Here is a 20,987-nt window from a genome sequence, read left to right on the forward strand (position 1 = left end):
TAAATTTTACCCTTTAAATATTCCTAGCTACTTCGTAGGCATTCCAAATAGCATACATAATATTTTGAACCTTATTGGCATCTCCTATTAATTTTACATTTGGTATATCAAATGTAATCTCATTGTATAAATCTTTTTGAGATGAATATCCAATAGCAATAACGGCATTATCAGCATTAATAATTGATTCCTGTCCATTTGTATTAATAACAAAGCCTTTATCTGTTTTTCCGCTGATATAAGAACCAGTCTTAACGTCAATTTTATTGTGTTTAATCAGTTCATGAAGCATATCGTGGTTAGCATGACATAAAGGTCCTCCCACTTGAAGAATATCATTTTCCATTTCTATAATGGTAACCTCTTTCCCTTGCTGCTTTAACCAAAGAGCTGTTTCACATCCAACAAGACCGCCACCAATTATCACAACTTTTTCTCCAAGATTTTTTCTTCCCATAAGCACATCTTCTGCTGAATAAACATTGTCGGCTCCTTCAATAATTAAATTTTTTGGATTAGAACCAGTTGCTATAATTACCTCATCAGCTCCAAATTTTTCAATGCTTTCCTTTGATGCAGCCGCATTCAATTTTATTTCAACCTCCAAATCCTTCAATGCAAGTTCATACCACTTAACAAGTGCACGATCATCATCCTTGAAATCTGGAACCCCTCCAGGAACAACATTTCCGCCAAGATAACTATTCTTTTCAAATAGTGTTACTTTGTGACCACGAGTGGCTGCAACCCTTGCAGCTTCCATTCCTGCAACACCGCCACCTACAACAAGAACCTTCTTACTGCTTTCTGCTTTTTCTAATCCATAATCCTTTTCCCGTCCACATGCTGGATTTACTGCACAGGATACCGTTGCAAAGGTCTGTAATCTTCCCATACAGCCTTCCTGACAGGATAAACATGGCCTAATAGTATCACACTTATCTTCCAAAATCTTATTTGGAATTTCTGCATCGGCAAGAAGTGGTCTTGCTAAAGCAACCATATCTGTTTTTCCTTGTAAAATTGCCTCACTTGCCAATTCAGGATCATCCATTCTTCCTGCTGTAATAATAGGCACGTCAACTACATTTTTAAGAATTTCATTATATGGAAGGTATAGTCCCTTTTTTTGATACATTGGTGGATGACTCCAATACCATGAATCATAGGAACCAACATCTCCATTTAGTGCATCATAACCAGCTTCAACAAGAATTTTTGCTGCTTCAATTCCTTCAGGAATATCTCTTCCTTTTTCCTCAAAATCTTCATCTGGCAATCCGCCTTTACACCAATCCTTTATAAAACTCTTAATACTATATCTAAGTGATACTGGAAAATCTTCTCCACAGCGTCTCTTGATTTCTTGTACAATTTCACAAGCAAACCTTAAACGATTTTCTAATGATCCTCCGTACTCATCGGTACGATGATTAAAGAAAGAAATAGCAAATTGGTCTAATAAATAGCCTTCATGTACTGCATGAATTTCAACACCATCAAATCCAGATTTTTTTGCAATTAATGCTGATTCCCCAAATGCTTTTACATATTCTTTTACTTCTTGATTAGTTAATTCACGACATGTCACCTCTGGTAAAAATCTATGGGGTATTGATGAAGGCGCTACTGCCACTTTTCCTACAATAGCTGGTATACTTACCCGTCCAAATCCCGCCGATAATTGTAAAAAGATTTTTGACCCGTATGCATGAACTCTCTCTGTCATCTCATTAGCTGTTGTGATGAAATTTAGAGGATTGATTGTTGGACATGGCATGGATGGTAAAGCACATTTTTCAATATCGTTTTCCACCATTGTTACCCCAGTCATAATTAATCCAGTTCCGCCCTTTGCCCGTTCTACATAGAATTCAATTCCTCTTTCATTAAAACTGCCATCTGCATTACACATTCCCCCTGGCCCCATTGGTCCAAGAACAAATCTGTTTTTAATCTCTAGTTTTCCAATTTTAATTGGCTGGTAAAGTACCCTATACTTATCCTTCATTGTGGTCTCCTTTCTGATTCACCATTATGTTTGGATTTTTATTTCACATCTAAAGATAACCAATGTTAATTTCAGTATAAAGCATAAAGGAACTTTACTTTCAAGAGGATATTACTAAATTTTTAACGAAATCCATAATTCTATATATGGATGCAATTTGGCTCCCTTTTCAACTTCGACTAATAGGATCTTTCCCCAAGCAACTTCACCTAACTTAAGTCCTTTATCCTTGGCATATTCAAAGGGCTTTTCAAAAACCTTCTGAGGCTGCTGTGTGAAGTCCCCATCTGCCACTACAATTGTATGTAAGCAAGAAGTGCTTTTTAATTGTTTTGTATATAAATCCATGGGCAGCTTCAGTTCTTTTAGCTTCTTGGTTTTTACTAAATAACCAAAGTTACTCATTCCCATTCTTGCATCCATTACTCCTAGCTGAACTACCGGCATTGCTTTTACCCATTCATAAATTATTTTCTGGGAATTTCTATTTTTTGAAAGCCATCCGCATTCATCATCGCACATAATAGTTACTTCAGGTGACTGTGCAAATTCATATTGATTCAATAGCTGCTCAATTTTCCTTATGCTGACAAGATGTTCTTCAATAGCATCTGCTAAGTTCATATAATATTTCGCTTTTTTTAAAGCCTCTAATTTATATTTTGTTTCTCTTTCTTCTATTAATTTGTAATTATTTTCTTCTCCACCAAATTGTGTGATGATAGTTTTCATAGGTATTTCCATAGAACGATACTTTGCATAGGAAAGCAATCTAAATATATCCACAACATTATAATATCGATGACCATTTTTACCCTTTTCAACTTCAATTAAATGTTCTTTTTCATAATAATGGATAGCACTAGTGGTACATCCAAGAATTTCTGCCAAATCCGAAATACTATACCTCATAGCTTCTCCTTTCTACCTAAAGCTGCTTTAGGTATTTTATATTATCTTTATCTAAGTGGAAAGAGATATTTGATAGGATAATCTTATTTGTTAATTATATCACAATACTATATTTTTTAATCAAATTTTATTTCCCCCTAAAGGCAAAATTCCCTCAAACTGTAGTCTGAGGGAATCTAAACTAGCTATCCTATATATTATGTTTTTCTACCTTTTAAGATTTTTCCAATCTTCCTCTAAATTATCAGTCATCTTAGAAAGGAGAAGAAATATTATTTCTTTTTCCGAGTCACCAAATCCCTTAAAACAAATATCTACCTGTCTATTTTCTTCTTCTATGATTTTTTTATAGACTTTTTGACCCTTATCAGTTGGATAAAGCAAAAAAGCTCTAGCATCATTTTTATCTCTTGCTTTTGTAATAAATTCATTCTCTATTAATTTTTTTATACTCTTAGCAGCTCTTGTTTTATCCACTTTTAATAAATGTGAAAGTGTCATTTGATTAATACCTGGATTTTCACAAATTCTGCTGACATAAAGGAATTGACCTCTTTTTAATCCATATTCCTTAAATTCTGACTCTACTATAGCATTTATAGTTCTAGTTAAAGAGCCTAATTTCCTAAGTATAAAATGCTTTGGAGCATTCATTATAGCCCCTTCTCCTTTGATTGTTTTACTCTATTTAAAAATTCATCTACTTGTTCTATAGGTGTAGCCCAAGAAAAAACTAAACGAATACAACTATTTTCCTTATCTATAGAGGTCCAAGTATGAAAAGCAAAATCTTTTCTCAAATTTTCAATCATATTATCAGAAAATATGGGAAATATTTGATTTGTTGATGATTCTACTAATAACTTAAATCCCATACCTTTAAGCTTTGATTGAGCATTTTGAGCTAAGTTTCTGGCATGTTTTGCTAAATCTAAATATAAATCCTCTTCTAAAAGCGTCTCAAATTGAATTCCAAGTATTCGTCCCTTAGCCAGCATAGCACCTTTTTGCTTAAGCATATATCTAAAATCCGATTTAAAAACATCATTTTAAAATATAAGTGCTTCTCCTAAAAGGGCACCATTTTTTGTACCACCAAAAAAGAATGCATCAGTGTACTTATTTATATCCTTAAGTGAAAGCTGTGCTTCTGGTGCAACTAATGCAGAAGAAAGTCTAGCCCCATCTAAATAAAGTAAAAGTCCGTTTGATTTGCAAAATTCATAAAGGTCCTTTAATTCATCTTTTGTATAAATTGTTCCAAGCTCTGTAGGATTAGAAATGTAAACCACTCTAGGCTTTACTGCATATTCGAAACTATATTGTTCTAATACAGGCTGGATTGAATCTGGTGACAATTTACCTTGTGAATTTTCTATAGTAATTACCTTATGCCCAGTAGCTTCTATTGCTCCCGCTTCATGAGTAGCTATATGACCAGTTTTGACTGATATGCATGCTTCATGAGGTCTAAGGCAAGAGCTTATAGCCAAAAGATTTGTTTGTGTCCCACCTGAAATAAAATGAACGTCAATAGAATCATCATCTGTAGCTGCTTTTAAAAGTTCTATGGCTCTTTTACAATGAGAATCCATACTATATCCGTCTTCTTGTACAAAATTAGTTGATACTAAAGCTTCTAAAATTTTAGGATGTGCTCCTTCGCTATAATCATCTTTGAAGCTATACATAAGCAAAACCCCTTTCTTATATTAAAAATAGTTGAAAATTCTACTAAAAACAGTCTACACTAGGATAGCAGAAATTTCAACTAAAATAATAAATTTATTTTTAAAGACACAGGAACGTTTCATCTGTCTTTGCCGACTGCTTTCTCTACTATTCTAATTTATGAATTCTATTTATTATGTTTCTCCTTTAACCTCTTTTTAACAGTTTCTTTAAACAAATTATATAAAACAGAAGTAATAGGGATAAATATAAGCATACCAAACACCCCCATAATACTTCCACCCAATGTAACAGCCACTAATACCCACATAGGAGGCAATCCTACTGAAGACCCAACTATTTTAGGATAGATAAAATTACCTTCAATTTGCTGTATTATCAAGAAAAATACAATAAACCAAACAGCCTGCATGGGATTAGATACTAAAATCAAAAATGTACCAACTGCACAACCTATAAATGCTCCGAAAACCGGGATTAGTGCTGTAAATGCTATAAGTACTGAAATCATCATTGCATAAGGGAACCTAAAAATAGTCATTCCAATCCAAAACAGCCCTCCTAATATTAGTGCATCTACAAATTGTCCCGTAAAGAAATTGATAAAAGTTTTATTAGTAAGGGTTAGAACAGAGATTATTTGATTTGAACGTCTTTTAGATAAAAAAGCGTCAAGTACATATTTTCCCTGATTGGCTAGTTTCTCTTTATTTATTAGTACATAAAAAGAAAAGACAAGCCCCAAAAAGAAATTTAAAAGACTACTAAAAATTGAACCAATTATACTTATAAAGGAATCCACAACATAAATGCTAGCATTTTCAATAAATGTCAAGAAAGCTTTATTTATATTTTCTATATTAATCCCCATTAGTTCTGCCTGTTTTACAATGAGGGGCATCTTTATATCAATTTTATTCAAATATTGTTGAATACTTTGAATAGAGTTTGGAAGTATATCTTTGATTGATTTTATTGTACGACTAATTTCAGGAATAACTATAAACATAACAAGAAATATAACACATAAAAAGACAATCAAGGTCAAGACAATACTAATTGAACGTATTGACTTATAAGAAAACTGTTTTGATTGTTTCCTTTTTACTTTCTTTGTTTTTAATATCTTTATAATCCAGTTCTCAATAGGTCTCATTGGAATATTCAATATAAAAGCTATACATAAACCAATTAGAAAGGGTGATATATACCCTAAGGTTTTTTGCAGCATATTTGCTATAATACTTAAATTGTTAATACCCCAATACAAAAGAATTATGAAGAAAGAAATACCAATAATATTTTTAGCTGATTGTTTATCTATTTGCATACAAACGAATCCTTTCCTAAGTAAAAATAGTATAATCTATATCTTTTTCTGTTTTTCCTACGAAAAAATGTATTTAATTTGTAAAGCTTTTGTTGACTTACTAATAATTATACCTTTAATGGTTAATTATATCATACTTACTCGTTCCTTATAATGCATTTATGAACCTATATAAAAATAACATTGAAAAAAAGCTAAGGCATATTATTTTTCATTCTTTAAAAAAATATATGTATTTTTATCTGATAGCTCCTCTGCAAATGAATAGTTTAGTCTATTAAATTCTTTTATATCCTCTACATTTTCAATCTGTTTTTCTGCCATAAATCTTACCATTTCGCCTCTTGCCATCTTCACTAGTGTTCCCTTTTCAACTATCTTTTTTCCAATCATTTCGCCGAAAACACAAGTAATAAAACGTATTTTTTTGCTCAAATACTTTGAAATACATTTACTATACTCTTTAGATGCCAAATTTACAATACAGTGACTTTCCGAAAAAAGTTCATCTGCTAGCTTTCTATTCCAAATTTCATAAAGTGAGTTCAAAACATCACCTTTCAATTTTGCCTGCATTTCCAGCCTATAAGGAACAACACCATCAAATGGGCGTAGCATACCATAAAAACCAGATAGAATACGAAGATGTGTTTCAAGATATTCAAGCTCCTTGACTTCAAACACTCCTGGGGCCATATATTGATACTGAATTCCTTCAAATGAAAGGATGGCTGGAGTCAAATTACTATACAAACCCATCCTATGAATTCGCTCATAATTCAGAGTAGCTATTTTATCACTACAATTCCATATTGATTTTAGTTTTTCATAGCTCAATTCCTTTAAATATCCTAGTAAAGTTTCCGTATCCTTTATAAATCGTGGAAGTTTATTATAATCTAAGGAATCTGTATCTATTCTCATCTTTTTTGCCGGTGAAATAATTATTCTCATAATTTCCTCCTTCTAGTCTAAATAATTAGATAGTATAGTTTTATCCTCATTAATAATTCCTATCTTATAAATTTAATTTTAACATTATTAAAGGCCTAAGAGAAATACTAGTTAGTATTCTCCTAGGCCTTTGGTGTAAAATTCTAGTAGTAAGACTTGATTTATTTATTTTCTAATGGAAAATATATATGTACATAATAAACTGGAATTCCATCTATATCTTGTGATAAATAATAGACTTCATAATAATTCCCTTTGAGTCTATATTCATTTTCTGCACAATATGAATATATTTTTTGTATCACTTCATCTAAATAGGTATTGTCTGAAAATATATCTCCTATATAATTAAATCTAAGGGTATTAGTAAAATCCACCCTTTCTATTACATCACAATCACTGGAAACTATGTTTGCGCAATAAACCTTTCCTTTATTATCTAAATCACAGCCCTCAAGCTGATTCATATAGCCTAAAAAGGAAGTCCTAGTCCAAAATTCATCTAATACACCACTTATATCAATAGGTTTATCTATATTAACATCTTCATTGTAAACTGTAAGATCTAGATCATTACAAATATAAATAAAATCGTCTTTTTTATATTCAATAGCATTTGGATTTTTTTTAAAACTCTCCATCCAATTGTTAAACTCTTTAACATAGGATATCTTTTTATCAATCAGCATCCTTTGCATTTCAAGATTTTCAATATGTTCTAAATTAAAGGCTATCAAATCATTTAGATTATTATATTCTAACCAGCTTTTAATACTATTAATAGACACACCCACTTCTCTTAACCTTGTTGCAGAACTAAACTTTAACGTATCGTTTATATTATAATACCGATACTTATTGTTTTTAACAACGGTGGGCGTCACTAATCCTTCTTTATCATAATATCTAACTGTATCAGAAGATACATTATGAAATCTTGCAACATCTCCAGTTTTAAAATACTTACCAAACATATTATTACACCTTTCTCACCATATATTTCTTATAATTGTATCATAAAAATATATGCTATAAGGTTTAATACTATTTTTTATTATCGTAAGCATTTTTGCTCATAGTAAGTAATAATTCACTATAGCTAGGATAAGGATGGATTGCTTCATGCAATCTATAGAATGGAATTTTAAAGGATTTTACAATTTGCAGTTCTCCTAGCATTTCACATGCCCTTTCGCCTAAAATACTAGCTCCTAGAATATATCCCTCTTTATCACAAATTATTTTAGCCATCCCTTGACTTTTTTGATCTACAACAGCTCTGTCTATATCCCTATATTTATGTGTAAAAACTTGTATATTATCACCAAATTTAGCTCTTGCTTCTTCTTCTTTCATGCCTGTTCTTGCAAACTCTGGATGAGTGAAAGTACACCAAGAAGTATTACTATAATCTACTATCTCTTTAGTCTTTGTAAACGCATTTCTTACTGCTTGTTTTGCTTGAACAGCTCCCATATGTGAAAATAGATAAGGTCCTACAACATCTCCGACGGCATATATATTAGGAATATTTGTCTCAAAACACTCATTTACTTCGATTGCTTTATTATTGTACCTAACACCTATTTTTTCTAAATTGAAACCTTTTAGATTAGGTTTTCTTCCTAGTGCAAGTAAAATTTTTTCTGCCTTTATTTCATTTGTTTTTCCATCTTTATCTACTATTAAATTAACACCTTCTATTTCTTCTTTTACTTCAATACCTTTTGAAGATGTAAATACTTCTACCCCCTCTTTTTCTAAAATTGACTGTATTTCTAAAGCCATTTCTTTTTCTTCTCTAAACAAAATAGTTTCAGCCATTTCAACTATTTTCACAGAAACACCTAATCTATTAAATGCTTGTGCTAACTCAACTCCTATAGGTCCACCACCTAAAACAATCATACTCTTTGGAAGGTCATCTAATAGAAAAATATTTTCATTCGTTAAATAATCTATCCAATCTAATCCTTTAATTGGAGGAACTAAAGCTGATGACCCAGTACAAATAAATATTTTATCTGCTTTAATTTCTTTTCCGTCTACATCCAAAGTATTACTGTCTTTAAACTTTGCATATCCTTTTATATAATTAATACCTGCTTGATTTAATACTTCAACAGCCTCAGCTTGATGAGCTTCATGAATTAAAGTTCTAACTTTATTTAATATCTCTTTGCCATTTATATTGACTGCTCCATATTTTTTAGCAGTGTGAATTTCATCTGCAATATTAATCAAAGCCTTACTAGGTATACACCCTGACCAAGTACATTCACCACCAGGGGCATTTTTTTCAATAAGTACTACTTTTTTACCTAATACAAGTGCCTCAAATGCAGCATTCAGTCCTCCAGCACCAGCTCCTATAATAGCAATATCATATTTTTTCATTAAGATCTCCCCCTATCATTTTCATAGTTTATACTATACTTTTGATTATAAACTATGAAGTAACTCTAAGGTCAATACCTATATTTAAAATTATCCAATACCTTAAACATATACATCGTAAGAACACTACTAAAGGTTTATTTTATCTACTTCATTATATATTTTCTCATATAATATCCTTACCACTTTTCGCCCATTTTTCACAAACTTAAAATCCTCCAAAGCCCTTGTAAATACTGTTATTTCATAGATCATTTCCTTTGTATTCCTATAACGGTCTTCACATGCATATAGTGATATTATCTAATCCTCAATCTTTGATATGTTCCTTATATTTTTAGATATAACTGTAGGCTCAAACTCACCATTTATATCTTCCTTTTCATAACTCAGTTCCACATCTAACTCAGCTTCAAGCATTTCTTGTAAAGCATCTTTAAACATAGCTTTTAAGAATGAAGATCTCAGAGTGTTTTTAAATTTTCTAAGCACAAAGTTTTTTACATTATCTTTTATTTAGTTATTGATGATTTAATTACAAGATTTTTACTTGGTTTCAGTATATAAAAATCAATAAATTGCCTTAATCGAATTAATATAATTATTAACTTTTAAAAGCTTTAGACTTTATATAAATTATTACTGCTGAAATAACAGCTATAATCGCAAATAAATATCCTATTGGAATAAGAAAAAATGGTTCAGACAATGTTCCATCTGATAAGACCTCAGAACCAATCAAATTAAATACAATAAAACAACTTATGCTAATCACTGTTAAAACAATACTAAATAAATACTTTTTCATATCATTCACCCTCTTTATAATATCTAGTGTATATTCTAATATCATGTACCATTAACTATTTTTAATTATATTTTTATATCCAGTATAAGCAGCATATAAATATGAACCATATACTCCAATAACTATAATACCTGTTATAAGTATAGTTGGTCCTAACTTGAAAAGAAATGCTAGACCTACATTTCTGGACAATTTGCCTACTATTATCAATGCCATTATAGAATGTGATATTGCTAACATTAGAGGTGCCATAAAATGTATTAAAATTTGGGTAAATATAGTTTTATTTATCATATTATCCGAGACACCAATTTTCTTAAGCGTCTTATATCTACTTGAACTATCACTTGCTTCTGTCAGCTGTTGGATTGCTAATACTGCTGCACTAGCTATTAAGAATACAAATCCTAAATACATTCCTATATATAAACTTGTTCCTATAGCATTTTTAGTTTCATTATACATTTGAGTTTTGGTTTCTGCTCTTATTATAAAACCATATTTATTTAAAAGCTCATCATAGTTATAATCTATGTTGGCAAATTTTTGTCTTAACTCTTTAACATCTTCTTCTAATTCTTGTTTATTCACTTCATTTAGACTATTTATATGCATAGTTGAATAACTTTTAGTCATATTTTCTACAGCAAAGTCTGGTACTATTGCTATTAAATTATATTCAATATCTTTTAGATGTTTATCTATCTTTAGACTGTATTTATTTTCATTAATAATTATTTCTTTTTTATTATTTATTAAATTATTTAATGCTTGCTTTTCATCCTTATCTTTTGTTAGTAATAAAACCTCATTCTCTTTTAATTCTATTATTGAATCTCCCTTTAACTTTCTCATTGCATTGTATTGTGATACTCCTATAGTTCTTAATTCCCCAACATATTTTTTAAGTCTCTCTTTTAACCGTTCATTTGCATATTCATTTAAAAAATCAGATACTTTAATATTTGTGCTATATATATCTACTACAGCATACTCAGAAGGCTGTCTTAGTTTAAAATCCACCTTTTTTAAAGCCTCTTCTATATCTTTTACTTCTTGGTTATCACTTCTAATATTAAATTCTATATTAGCATCAAAGGGTGGTAGTTTTCCCAATTCCTCTTCTAGTTGAGCCTTAACGCTTAAGCTTGATGATGACATTACTATAGTGACAAAGAGCATAAGACATATTATTCCCATTGATATAAAGTTTGTATTTATTTTGTTGCTAAATTGTTTAATAACAAATATATTTAACTTTTTTAAATATATTTGTTTATTTTTCTTCAATATAAATAAAGTGAATCCAGCTAATCCAAAGAAAAATAATAGAGTACCCGCACCACCAAATATTATGGATAGAGGAAAGTTAATACTTTTAGGATTAGAAGCAAACTTCCATCCTAAATAATAAGCTCTTGATAAAATAGCTATAGATAAAATGAATATTATAACCGAAATTACAGAATTTCTAGTTTTTATTTCTTCACTTTTCTTTGATGCATTTATCAAATCAATTAGCTTATGTTTAGATACAACTACTATATTAAATACCATTACTAAAATAAACATTGTACCAAAATATATTATAGTTTTGATAATAGCATCGGTAGATAGAATAAATTTATACTCATCCATGTTAAACTCAAACAATTTACCTATAATTACTGAAATTCCTTGAGATAGTATTACACCTAGCAATAATCCTGTCCCTAATGAAATTATACCTACTATAAAAGTTTCATAAGTTAATATTTTAGATACTTTTCGTTTTGACATACCTAATGTAGCATATATTCCAAACTCTTTTTTCCTTTTCTTTACTAGAGCATTATTTGCATATATAACTAATCCACCAAAAACAACTGAAATAAATATAGATATATAAGATATTGATTGAATTAAGATATCTATATCCATTTCCTGCATTACTGTTTGAGAGTTCATTGAGTTAAAATTATAAAATATTGACACTGCTAATGTAAGAGTTATAAAGTATATTGCATAATCTTTAAAGCTCTTTTTTAGATTGTTAGTGGCTATATTAAAATACATTATTAACATCACCTCCCATGAGTGTCATTACTTCAATAATTCTATTGAAAAATTCTTTTCTAGAGTCACTCCCTCTAACTATCTCATTAAATATTTTACCATCTTTTATAAATAGAATCCTATTAGTATAGCTTGCAGTGAAAGCATCATGGGTTACAAGTAATATAGTAGCTTCCAAACTTCTATTTAATTTCTCAAAAGATTCTAATAGTAATCTTGCAGACTTGGAATCTAAAGCACCTGTAGGTTCATCTGCCAATATTAGTGATGGATTAGTAACTATTGCTCTAGCACATGCTACCCTCTGCTGTTGCCCTCCTGACATTTGGTATGGATATTTTTTTAAAACATCTGAAATGCCAAGTGTTTCTGCAACTTTTTTTATTAAACTATCTATTTCTTTTGGCTTTCTTTCTTGTATTGTTAAAGCTAAAGCTATATTTTCATAACCAGTTAATGTATCAAGTAAATTAAAGTCTTGAAATATAAATCCTAACTCATCCCTTCTGAATTTATCTAGCTTTTTAAATTTTAATTTTGTAACCTCATGATTATTTATAGTAATATTACCAGTTGTTACATTATCTATTGTTGCAATACAGTTAAGCAAAGTAGTTTTGCCACTTCCTGATGGTCCCATTATTCCAACAAACTCAGCTTTATCTACCTTAAAGCTTATACCATCTAATGCCTTAGTTATAACTTCTTTTTTTCCATAATATTTTTCAATATTTTCTACACTTAATATATTTTTCATGTCTATAACCTCCATTCAACTCCATTAAGATTACTAATTGTTTTTTGAAGTTGTCTTATAATTTTATTATATTGAATTATTAAGAGACTACATATCGAATTAGCTTTCATTAAAGTTGCATTTTTGTAAGATAATCTTTTGTTATACATTTCCCATTGATATGAATCCTATTACAAATTCATCAAAAAACTTAAATAAAAAAAGTGTAAGTATTTCAACTCACACTTTTCAAATCCCTAAATTAAACTTACTTAAGGGAAATATTATATTAACCTTTGTTCCCACTCCTAATTCAGATTCAATATTTATTTCTAAGCCTAGCTTGTCACAAAGTTTTCTGCAAAGATATAATCCCATACCTGTAGATACACTGTATTTTCTTCCATGCTCTCCTGTAAAACCTTTTTCAAAAACTTTATTAATATCTTTGTCTGAAATTCCTATTCCATTATCTTGAATTGTAAGCACCACATTATTTTTATTGCTAGTTGAATATATTCTTATATTTCCTTCTTTAGACTTAATATACTTGATTGAATTACTTATGATTTGATTGAGTATAAATTGCACCCACTTTATATCACTATATACAATAGCATCTATTTTATCTAATTGTAAATTTATCTTTCTACTTATAAAATCCTTAGAGTTTCTTCTAATAGCATTATTTACAGCCACTGATAAATTAAACTTCTTTATTATATAATCTTTACTAACATCATTACTTCTTGAATAATATAATACCTGTTCTATAAATCCTTCTACCTTCTTTATTTCTTGACCTATATTATCCATAATAGGACTTTTATTATTCTCTATAATCAATATACTTGATGAAATAGGTGTTTTAATTTCATGAACCCAGGTCTCAATATATTCTCTATATTCAGACTGAAGATTTTTATAATAATTTACATGCTCATGCATTTCCTTATTACATACTTTTAGTACATCATAAAAAAGTTTTCCTTCTAAAAAGTCTGGTTTTTCCATGATTTCTGGCAGTAGATACTTTTTATCAAGACTTTGTAATGTTTCTTCCATATTATTATAATATTTTTTATGCTTAAAAAACTCTATACTAATATAGATTGCTAATGGCAAAAACCATATAATAAAAATTAAAAATATGACAATAGTTTTTATTTCTAGTATGGTTAAGACAAAAGCTAAAATAAAATATCCCATAACATTTATAAAAATGAATAAAAATCTTTCTTTTAAATACTCCTTTACATTCATGGCATTATATACCCCAAATCTCTTCTTGTCTCTATTACATCTTTTACACCTATGTCTTCAAGTGTTTTTCTTAGTCTTGTTATATTCACAGATAGTGTATTATCATCGATGAAAACATATGAGTTCCATAAATGCTCCATTAATGCTTCTCTCGATACTATAGTTCCCTTGTTCTTTATGAGATAAGAAAGTATTTTTATTTCGTTCTTAGTTAATTGATCTGTATTTCCTTTATAGATAATACTACCATTTAATAGATTTAATTTAATATCATTATACGCTAATATATTACCAAGATTACTTTTGGAAGTTCTCTTTAAAACTGCTGAAATACGTGCTAAAAGTATTTGCGTATTATAAGGCTTTGTGATAAAATCATCTGCACCTAAGTTCATACTCATAAGTTCATCTGTTTCACTATCTCTACTTGTAACTACTATTATTGGTACATCTGAATTTTTTCTAACTTCTTTACATATATGATATCCATCAAAAACAGGTAAATTTATATCTAATAAAATTAAATTAGCATTGGATTTATATATATACTCAATTATATTTTTAAAATCATCTGGAGCATCAACCTCATAACCATATTTAGATAAAAATATTTTAAGTTCTTCTCTTATAGTTTCAGTATCCTCTATTATAATAATTTTTTCCATATCTATCCTCCAATACAATTTACTTAAAGCTATATAACTAATTATCAAATATTATACCAAAATATAATCATTTTATAAAATCTAAGTATCGCCTCACTGAATACACAAGATATGGAATTACACAGGTATAGATATATCCTATCTATATTAAAATCTAGTAGTTTCCTATTTGAGATTTTCAAAAGTACTGTAATTACAAGTGATATAGCTATAAGTAAAAAAATCGTTGAAATAATTTCCAAGATTACAAGCCCGTTTAATAATTTTGAACTTATTTTATCTTTCATAAACATTACCTTGGCTAGAATATATTATATCATCTATATTTTTCTCCTTAAAACATGGCCAAAAAACGGTGTTTTCACACTTATTTTTGTCCCAAAATTCACCCTTAAGCCACTACATATTGTGCCTAAATCCTATTTTTTATCCTTAACATCATAATCGTCATCATTATTTTACTCTACACGTGCATAGAGTGGAAGATAATGTTTATATCTCAGCCATATGGGGCGCTTACAGGCATTATTGGGTACCAAATAGGTGAGAATCACCTTTATCCCCAAAATATCCTACGACTTCAAAACCCATCTGCTCAGCATAATTAAAGAGCTCTTTTTTCTAATTTTTTAAGCTACCGTGGACATTTTTAGGAACATCAATATGACTGTAAGTCCAAGCACGTTTCTGTATGTTCATGAATAATCTTCCTTTCTATTTCTAAAAAAACAGTCGAGAAGAAAAGCACAGTTTTATAGGAATATTTACTGAACCATATCCCAAATCGATACGAAAGCATTAATAGTAACAGTCCCACAGGATTCACCCTGCAGGACTGTTACTGTTTCAGAACGTTTTATTCCGTTTTCTTACACCGTTTTCATCGACTTCATAGTTGTCGGTTTTGGTGCTTTTGTTCAAAGTTACTCCAGTTACCGGTGTTACACTAGCCGGAATATCCTCGTAGGCTGCCGTAACCTCCACTGCATTAGCAGGCATTGTAAAGGTTGTGCTTGCCGCTGTCTGGAGCATTTGCGGTAATGGTTACTGTTGCACCCGATGCAACGGTTATAGGCGAGGTGAATGTGACACTGGTCGCTGTGCTGTCCGTGCTTGTCAGAGTTTCCTCAGCATACGACAAAGCTTCGTTGCCAAAAGTGACGCCATCACCAAAGGTGGCGCTGGCAGTGTATTTGCCGTCGCTGCCCATCAAGGGACTTATCGTCTTCCTCTTTTTTCAGTGATGTCTGTGCCGGTGGTGTCTAAAAGCTGTATTTCTATCCCTCACAGCATTGGGGGAACAGGCTCATTCACTGTTATGGTAATCTGCGGGGTGGTAATGCCCTGCGCCACGTTCATACCCTCTGGCAGCTCAAGGGTTGGCGTAAAAATATAGTCTCCCTCCGTATCACCGTCATAAGCTTGGTCAGATGTCCAGCCAGATCCATAAAGGTGGCTGCGGTAATCTCCAGCACCTCGTTGCCGTCCCGATAAAAAATCAGGCGGTATCCATCTGTTGCCACACTTCTGAATACATCTTGATTGCTCAGTAATCCGAACCGCACCGATTGCTGCCACCGGTGCATATCGAAACAAACCATGCTGCCAGATTCCATTTCCACTTGAAAACAACCGTCTTCCATGGGCGTCACTGCACGAAAGATTCTGCTGTTTTGCATAATAAGCCTCCTTTCCAACCTTTTTGCATAGTGGCATACCAGATTTCCAGCATACCGCGTCTTTTCGGCATGAATATATCCCCCATCGGGTATTTATTTACACATAACTAATTTTGACGCAATGCAGTCAGTTTCTGCTGATAATTGTTTCGACCAGTGCATTTTCCCCAAGTTCTCCATGATTGTTATAATAGTCCATCAGGATTGTTCCAACCTTTTCGTTTCCCGTCTGTTTCTTTAGATATTGAAGCAGATTTTTATTTATCTCTTTGGAATGCCCGTACGGGGTATTATCCGAAAGATACGCCAAACTGCTGAAAGTCAGGTAGTAGTGTGAGGAATCCGTATCTTTTATAGCGTTGTCAATGTTTTTTTGTATCTGGTCAATTTTTTCACTTTCGTTCGTATTATAATGATCCTCAATTTCAAAGGTATAATCGTCTGTTGAAATAGTAAATTGTGTATTATCTTTCCAGCCGTCATAGAGTTGAATACCGTTGCCTGGGAAATTAATACGGCAGAACAGGACAATTTTTCCTCTTGATTCCTCAAGTGTCGGGATAATTTTGGTTTCTAAGAATAATTTTTTGTAATTATTTATTGTCGTGCGGAATGCGTCACAGATATCCCCGCCTTCTGACTTCACACTCATCAGAATTGTCTCATTTTTGAATTCCTGTAAGTACTGACTGCACCAATCTAACACTTGTGTAAAATCGAGGTCACACCTGAAATTATCATGAAACAACTTCAAAGAACTATTTTCGTATTTTAGGCGGATATCGAAGAAGCGGATGCCGTGATACAATTGTGCCCTAATCGAAAAGTTTTGGCATCGTGCCAGACTTGTGCTCACAAGCTTTGTTCCGGAATCGTGTGTGCCAGGGATGGAAAGCTGGCTAAGCATGAGATTCCCATCCATCTTTTCCATCCAGTTTGGCTGAATCTTTTCCACTGATTTGATTTCATATTCGTTTACATCATTCCCTCCTCTTCTTACCATAGCGCAATAGTAAGTTCCGTCATCTGCCTTACCAATAGCATGAACACAATTATTATCATTTGTATTAAAGCAATTACGTCCGCTAAACCACCAATTATTCCGTCCCGTCGTGTGCCCTTGTGCAATAGCAATATCTTTAAACTCAATAGTTGTCTCCATACTGGAGGAAGGCAGATTTTTCAGTTTTAGCCGCAATATTCCCATAAAAGCAAAATTCAATTCGCCAGCCGAATGACCAAAGGTTGAATTGTCTATCGTAATCCTTTTGTTAAACCATTTAGCAACGTCTTCTGAGGCTTTACGCCCCAGCCGAAAGCTCATCTTTCCATCTGATGAAAAGTTATATATGTTGCCTGGTTTAACATTTTTGTCAGGATCTTGCCCATCCGTTACGCTGCATTCGCTGATTTTATATGTACCATTTTCCAAAGTAAAATTTGCATTTGAACCACAAGAAAAATAAACCTCATTATTATGATATTTCATCTCAAAACTCCTTTCATTATTTAAATTTTCTTTAGATAATTGTGAAACTCAAAAATGTTACTATTGTATATGCAACAGATACATGTTCCGGAGCGGAAGTTAAGCGTTTATAGCGTTAGAGAGTTGGAATTTTATGTGTTGTATGAAAAATCAAAACAATTTACTAGTTTCGCAATCACCTATTTAATTTGTTTTACATTTTTTCTTCGGGTGTTACTTGTCTGTCAAATTCTACTGTTTTAAACGATAAGCCTCCTTTCCAACCTTTTTTGTGTGGCGGTATACCACATTTTAAGCATACTATGTCTTTTTGACCTAGTATATCACCCATTGGGTATTTATTTTTAGAAATCTGCTTTATGAAAAATAAAAAAACGCCGTACCATCAGTGTACGACGTCTTTCAATGTAAGTATTCCCCCATCGGGTATTTATTTTTAGATTTTCTCTGCATCCTTTAAGCCCTGAAGCTGGACGCGAGAACGTATTCCTAGCTTTCGAAAGATACTTTTCATAGTTGTCTTGACCGTTTCCTGTGAGATAAGCAGCCGAGAGGCAATGTCCCGGTTGGTCAGCCCTCCGGCGGCAAGATGCGCAATCTCCCACTCCCGCGGCGTCAACTGACCGTATATGGTGGCTTTTCGGATTTTTTCCACTCCCAACATGTGTCGTTTGCACAGAGCTGTAAGTTTGGTCATGCCAGATTTCTTCTCCTTTAACTTAAGCAAGGGGGCAAGTATCTCACCATATTCGGCAAAGGGAAGATAAATGCCATCAGGAAGGGCAAGGGAAAGGGCACAGTCCAGAGCCTCCTCCGCTTCCTTCTTTTGCCTCAATCGGTGGTGAGCAATGGCAATAAACAAATAAAAATAGACCTGAGGCAGGAGAAAGTGATGCTGCTCTACCGCAGGAAACGCCCCCTGCGCAATCCCAAGCAGCTTTGCATCCTGTCCTTGGGACAGCAGCCAGCGTAGATATGTCAGCACTCCGAAAGGAATTGCCACATTGTATAAAATCCCTGTGATCCGATCCAAATCCGTGAGCCATTCGGGTACATCATTCGCTCCAGTCATGACAGATACAAAGGACAGCGCCAAATCAGCCATTCTTTTTACCGCAGGTTCAGTGCCGGTTTTGGCTCGTCCTAGAATACTCTTCCTAACGTTCTCAAAGCCTTCCGTGTCCCCACGAAGCAGGGCAATCCGTAAAAGGGTCATTTCAGCGGCAATGCTGATGCTGTCCTGCTCCTGGGAGCCTGCAAGATAAATCGCCTTATGGCACAGAGTTTCTGCGGCAGTGTCCTCTCCCCGCATCAAAAGAGCCTCTGCCCGCATGGCGCAGTCCGCTCCGGTTCCGTGTCCCTCCGTCAGGCGGATATAGTAGGGAAGGCATTCATCCATGCAGGTAAGCTCCCGATCAAGCGCCCCACTGGCACTCCAGAATAGATACAGCACAGAGGGCTGACCGAAGGTCCATGAATCATTCCAGTCGGTACGGTTGGAAAAGGGACCGTCCAGCACCTCCCACGCCTTGCGATGCAGGGCGCTCATTTTTTCAATGTCGTTAAACGCAGCGAAGGATTGCAGCAAGGCAAGCTGCCCGGTCAGTATACGAGTGTCCTCTTCATGAAGCCCATTCTGCTTCGGCTGAGAAATCATCTCTTCCATCAGAGAACAGCCTTTCTTAAACGCCCTATAGCTGCCCGCGCGGAACAGCTCAAAGGTAATCATGGCCAACGTCTGAGGATGACGGACGAGAATTTCCCTGTCACATTCCCTGAACACCCTCTCCAGTATCTCTACACTGCCGTCCTTCGGATACAGAGAAAAATCCGAGGCTTTGAGTGGCAGAGAAAGCAGAGCTTCCAACTCGCCTGCCTCCAGATAGCCGCACAAGGCATAATAACGCTCGCTTATCGCCGCGTAAGCGTCGGCTACCAGCTTTTTCATCCCACGTATTTCCTCGGCGGGCAGTCTCCTAAGCTCCTGTCTCAGAAAGCTTTGCAGCAAACTGTGCAGTGTATAGGCGCCGCTGTTCCGTTCATAGTGGAGAAAAGAACCACCTCCCAACAATCGGACGATGTTGGTTGGAAGCGTGTTCTTTCCAAATAGTATATATGCCTGCTCCATCGTGAAGCGTTCCAGTAGGGAAACGGCAATAAAGAAGCGCCGCTCTTCCGGTTCTAGGTTCTTCCAGATGACAGCGCGAATCAGGTTGTCCATGCTGTCAGTTGCCTCAAAATCTCCCTCCTGCAGATAGCGAATCAACTGAAGGTTCAAGGCGGCCACCCATCCCTCGGAAAGCATCTGAAGCCTATCAAGCTCGTCCCGGGACAGTGCAACCCCATTAGCGCGGAAATAGGCGTCGGTATCCTCTTTCTGAAAAAAAAAGACATCATTTTGAATGAGAACCGCCTGATCCACCGGTATTCCACTGATGTCTATCGGATCGATGGATTGGGTGATGACCACAAGATGAATCCGTGAGCACCCATAGCGGGAGAACGCATAGAGAATACGCTCAGGCAATTCACCTTGTATATATTGAAAATTGTCAAGGATGAACCATGCATCCCCATTGACGTTGCACCTGCTCATAATCTCTGCGATATCCACAAGGTTTTCCTGCGTCGGATATTCCAGCGTCTCCAATTGCTTTGCTACGCTTCTGTCAATATGGGAAAAGGTCTTGCAAATGCCGTTCCACGCCTTGCGAATCGGCTCTCCCATACAGGTGTACCAATAAACCTGATGCGCGTCCGATTGGCAGAGATATTCACTGATGACCGTGGTTTTTCCAAAACCAGAGGGCGCCTGCAGGACGATAAGGGGATAACTATGGATGGTTTCCAGCCGTTTTTGCAACGCAACTGGGATATATACAGTCGGTTTGAAGCTTTGGATTTTATTCAGTGGCATAATTTCTCTCCCTTCGATTGGATAGATAAATATATTATACCAATAATTTCATTATCATTCAATATTTAGATATTTTTAC

Annotated in this window: 19 protein-coding genes; 1 reads left to right on the forward strand and 18 read right to left on the reverse strand. The window is 33.6% G+C overall.

Annotated features, from left to right (window positions below; translation table 11 throughout):
* Positions 1–13 precede the first annotated feature (13 nt).
* From B5X81_RS14700 to B5X81_RS14760, 15 genes are all read right to left on the reverse strand, one after another.
* Complete coding sequence (locus tag B5X81_RS14700; RefSeq protein WP_079492730.1) at positions 14–2,011, reverse strand: FAD-dependent oxidoreductase; 1,998 nt, start codon at positions 2,009–2,011, stop codon at positions 14–16.
* A 114-nt stretch (positions 2,012–2,125) separates the two neighbouring features.
* Complete coding sequence (locus B5X81_RS14705; protein WP_079492732.1) at positions 2,126–2,923, reverse strand: MerR family transcriptional regulator; 798 nt, start codon at positions 2,921–2,923, stop codon at positions 2,126–2,128.
* 207 nt (positions 2,924–3,130) lie between these two features.
* The gene (locus B5X81_RS14710; protein WP_079492733.1) at positions 3,131–3,577 is read right to left on the reverse strand and encodes a MarR family winged helix-turn-helix transcriptional regulator; all 447 of its coding nucleotides are present in this window, start codon (positions 3,575–3,577) and stop codon (positions 3,131–3,133) included.
* Positions 3,577–3,942 carry a hypothetical protein gene (locus B5X81_RS28605; protein ID WP_330397392.1) on the reverse strand — a complete coding sequence of 122 codons (366 nt, stop codon included), beginning with the start codon at positions 3,940–3,942 and terminating at the stop codon, positions 3,577–3,579. Before B5X81_RS28605 ends, B5X81_RS14710 begins: the two co-directional genes overlap by 1 nt.
* 30 nt (positions 3,943–3,972) lie before the next feature.
* Positions 3,973–4,614 carry a threonine aldolase family protein gene (locus B5X81_RS28610; RefSeq protein WP_330397393.1) on the reverse strand — a complete coding sequence of 214 codons (642 nt, stop codon included), beginning with the start codon at positions 4,612–4,614 and terminating at the stop codon, positions 3,973–3,975.
* Positions 4,615–4,781: 167 nt separating this feature from the next.
* Positions 4,782–5,945: an AI-2E family transporter gene (locus B5X81_RS14720; RefSeq protein ID WP_079492735.1), complete on the reverse strand. Its 1,164-nt coding sequence runs from the start codon at positions 5,943–5,945 to the stop codon at positions 4,782–4,784.
* A gap of 204 nt (positions 5,946–6,149) precedes the next feature.
* The gene (yaaA, locus tag B5X81_RS14725) at positions 6,150–6,899 is read right to left on the reverse strand and encodes a peroxide stress protein YaaA (protein WP_079492737.1); all 750 of its coding nucleotides are present in this window, start codon (positions 6,897–6,899) and stop codon (positions 6,150–6,152) included.
* Positions 6,900–7,060: 161 nt separating this feature from the next.
* Positions 7,061–7,873: a MerR family transcriptional regulator gene (locus tag B5X81_RS14730; protein WP_079492738.1), complete on the reverse strand. Its 813-nt coding sequence runs from the start codon at positions 7,871–7,873 to the stop codon at positions 7,061–7,063.
* 70 nt (positions 7,874–7,943) lie between these two features.
* Positions 7,944–9,296: a dihydrolipoyl dehydrogenase family protein gene (locus B5X81_RS14735; protein WP_079492740.1), complete on the reverse strand. Its 1,353-nt coding sequence runs from the start codon at positions 9,294–9,296 to the stop codon at positions 7,944–7,946.
* A 303-nt stretch (positions 9,297–9,599) separates the two neighbouring features.
* Positions 9,600–9,740: a hypothetical protein gene (locus B5X81_RS27100; protein WP_208985070.1), complete on the reverse strand. Its 141-nt coding sequence runs from the start codon at positions 9,738–9,740 to the stop codon at positions 9,600–9,602.
* Between the two features lie 160 nt (positions 9,741–9,900).
* On the reverse strand, positions 9,901–10,104 hold the full coding sequence (locus B5X81_RS14740; protein WP_079492742.1) for a DUF3955 domain-containing protein: 204 nt from the start codon (positions 10,102–10,104) through the stop codon (positions 9,901–9,903).
* A gap of 51 nt (positions 10,105–10,155) precedes the next feature.
* A complete protein-coding gene (locus B5X81_RS14745) occupies positions 10,156–12,159 on the reverse strand; it encodes an FtsX-like permease family protein (RefSeq protein WP_170917437.1) in 2,004 nt (667 codons plus the stop codon).
* Positions 12,149–12,916 carry an ABC transporter ATP-binding protein gene (locus B5X81_RS14750; protein ID WP_079492744.1) on the reverse strand — a complete coding sequence of 256 codons (768 nt, stop codon included), beginning with the start codon at positions 12,914–12,916 and terminating at the stop codon, positions 12,149–12,151. Before B5X81_RS14750 ends, B5X81_RS14745 begins: the two co-directional genes overlap by 11 nt.
* A 228-nt stretch (positions 12,917–13,144) precedes the next feature.
* Positions 13,145–14,158, reverse strand: a complete 1,014-nt coding sequence (locus B5X81_RS14755) for a sensor histidine kinase (protein WP_079492746.1) — start codon at positions 14,156–14,158, stop codon at positions 13,145–13,147.
* Entirely contained in the window at positions 14,155–14,823 is a 669-nt protein-coding gene (locus B5X81_RS14760; protein WP_079492747.1) for a response regulator transcription factor, read from the reverse strand. The genes B5X81_RS14755 and B5X81_RS14760 overlap by 4 nt, the downstream gene beginning before the upstream one ends.
* A 1,040-nt stretch (positions 14,824–15,863) precedes the next feature.
* Between B5X81_RS14760 and B5X81_RS27500 the strand changes: the two genes are divergently transcribed.
* Positions 15,864–16,067, forward strand: a complete 204-nt coding sequence (locus tag B5X81_RS27500; protein ID WP_170917438.1) for a hypothetical protein — start codon at positions 15,864–15,866, stop codon at positions 16,065–16,067.
* Between the two features lie 111 nt (positions 16,068–16,178).
* Here the strand turns inward: B5X81_RS27500 and B5X81_RS14770 are convergent, their stop codons facing one another.
* The 3 genes from B5X81_RS14770 to B5X81_RS14780 all read right to left on the reverse strand — a co-directional run bounded on the left by B5X81_RS14770 (position 16,179) and on the right by B5X81_RS14780 (position 20,908).
* The gene (locus B5X81_RS14770; RefSeq protein ID WP_139380348.1) at positions 16,179–16,502 is read right to left on the reverse strand and encodes a hypothetical protein; all 324 of its coding nucleotides are present in this window, start codon (positions 16,500–16,502) and stop codon (positions 16,179–16,181) included.
* Positions 16,503–16,629: 127 nt separating this feature from the next.
* Positions 16,630–17,991, reverse strand: coding sequence for a phosphatidylinositol-specific phospholipase C (locus B5X81_RS14775; RefSeq protein WP_079492752.1), 1,362 nt, complete (start codon positions 17,989–17,991; stop codon positions 16,630–16,632).
* Positions 17,992–18,427: 436 nt separating this feature from the next.
* Entirely contained in the window at positions 18,428–20,908 is a 2,481-nt protein-coding gene (locus tag B5X81_RS14780) for a helix-turn-helix transcriptional regulator (RefSeq protein ID WP_079492753.1), read from the reverse strand.
* Positions 20,909–20,987 lie beyond the last annotated feature (79 nt).

This window comes from Maledivibacter halophilus, assembly GCF_900167445.1.
GTDB classification, from domain to species: Bacteria; Bacillota; Clostridia; order Peptostreptococcales; family Caminicellaceae; genus Maledivibacter; species Maledivibacter halophilus.

What these genes read in the sequence shown, in the direction of transcription:
- B5X81_RS14740 (WP_079492742.1), bottom strand. Translation starts at nt 10,104, where the DNA reads ATGAAAAAGTATTTATTTAGTATTGTTTTAACAGTGATTAGCATAAGT.
- B5X81_RS14755 (WP_079492746.1), bottom strand. Translation starts at nt 14,158, where the DNA reads ATGAATGTAAAGGAGTATTTAAAAGAAAGATTTTTATTCATTTTTATA.
- B5X81_RS14730 (WP_079492738.1), bottom strand. Translation starts at nt 7,873, where the DNA reads ATGTTTGGTAAGTATTTTAAAACTGGAGATGTTGCAAGATTTCATAAT.
- B5X81_RS14760 (WP_079492747.1), bottom strand. Translation starts at nt 14,823, where the DNA reads ATGGAAAAAATTATTATAATAGAGGATACTGAAACTATAAGAGAAGAA.
- B5X81_RS14770 (WP_139380348.1), bottom strand. Translation starts at nt 16,502, where the DNA reads ATGCAAAACAGCAGAATCTTTCGTGCAGTGACGCCCATGGAAGACGGT.
- B5X81_RS14745 (WP_170917437.1), bottom strand. Translation starts at nt 12,159, where the DNA reads ATGTATTTTAATATAGCCACTAACAATCTAAAAAAGAGCTTTAAAGAT.
- B5X81_RS14735 (WP_079492740.1), bottom strand. Translation starts at nt 9,296, where the DNA reads ATGAAAAAATATGATATTGCTATTATAGGAGCTGGTGCTGGAGGACTG.
- B5X81_RS27500 (WP_170917438.1), top strand. Translation starts at nt 15,864, where the DNA reads ATGGTTACTGTTGCACCCGATGCAACGGTTATAGGCGAGGTGAATGTG.
- B5X81_RS28605 (WP_330397392.1), bottom strand. Translation starts at nt 3,942, where the DNA reads ATGCTTAAGCAAAAAGGTGCTATGCTGGCTAAGGGACGAATACTTGGA.
- B5X81_RS14775 (WP_079492752.1), bottom strand. Translation starts at nt 17,991, where the DNA reads ATGAAATATCATAATAATGAGGTTTATTTTTCTTGTGGTTCAAATGCA.
- B5X81_RS14780 (WP_079492753.1), bottom strand. Translation starts at nt 20,908, where the DNA reads ATGCCACTGAATAAAATCCAAAGCTTCAAACCGACTGTATATATCCCA.
- yaaA (WP_079492737.1), bottom strand. Translation starts at nt 6,899, where the DNA reads ATGAGAATAATTATTTCACCGGCAAAAAAGATGAGAATAGATACAGAT.
- B5X81_RS14720 (WP_079492735.1), bottom strand. Translation starts at nt 5,945, where the DNA reads ATGCAAATAGATAAACAATCAGCTAAAAATATTATTGGTATTTCTTTC.
- B5X81_RS27100 (WP_208985070.1), bottom strand. Translation starts at nt 9,740, where the DNA reads ATGTTTAAAGATGCTTTACAAGAAATGCTTGAAGCTGAGTTAGATGTG.
- B5X81_RS28610 (WP_330397393.1), bottom strand. Translation starts at nt 4,614, where the DNA reads ATGTATAGCTTCAAAGATGATTATAGCGAAGGAGCACATCCTAAAATT.
- B5X81_RS14750 (WP_079492744.1), bottom strand. Translation starts at nt 12,916, where the DNA reads ATGAAAAATATATTAAGTGTAGAAAATATTGAAAAATATTATGGAAAA.
- B5X81_RS14705 (WP_079492732.1), bottom strand. Translation starts at nt 2,923, where the DNA reads ATGAGGTATAGTATTTCGGATTTGGCAGAAATTCTTGGATGTACCACT.
- B5X81_RS14710 (WP_079492733.1), bottom strand. Translation starts at nt 3,577, where the DNA reads ATGAATGCTCCAAAGCATTTTATACTTAGGAAATTAGGCTCTTTAACT.
- B5X81_RS14700 (WP_079492730.1), bottom strand. Translation starts at nt 2,011, where the DNA reads ATGAAGGATAAGTATAGGGTACTTTACCAGCCAATTAAAATTGGAAAA.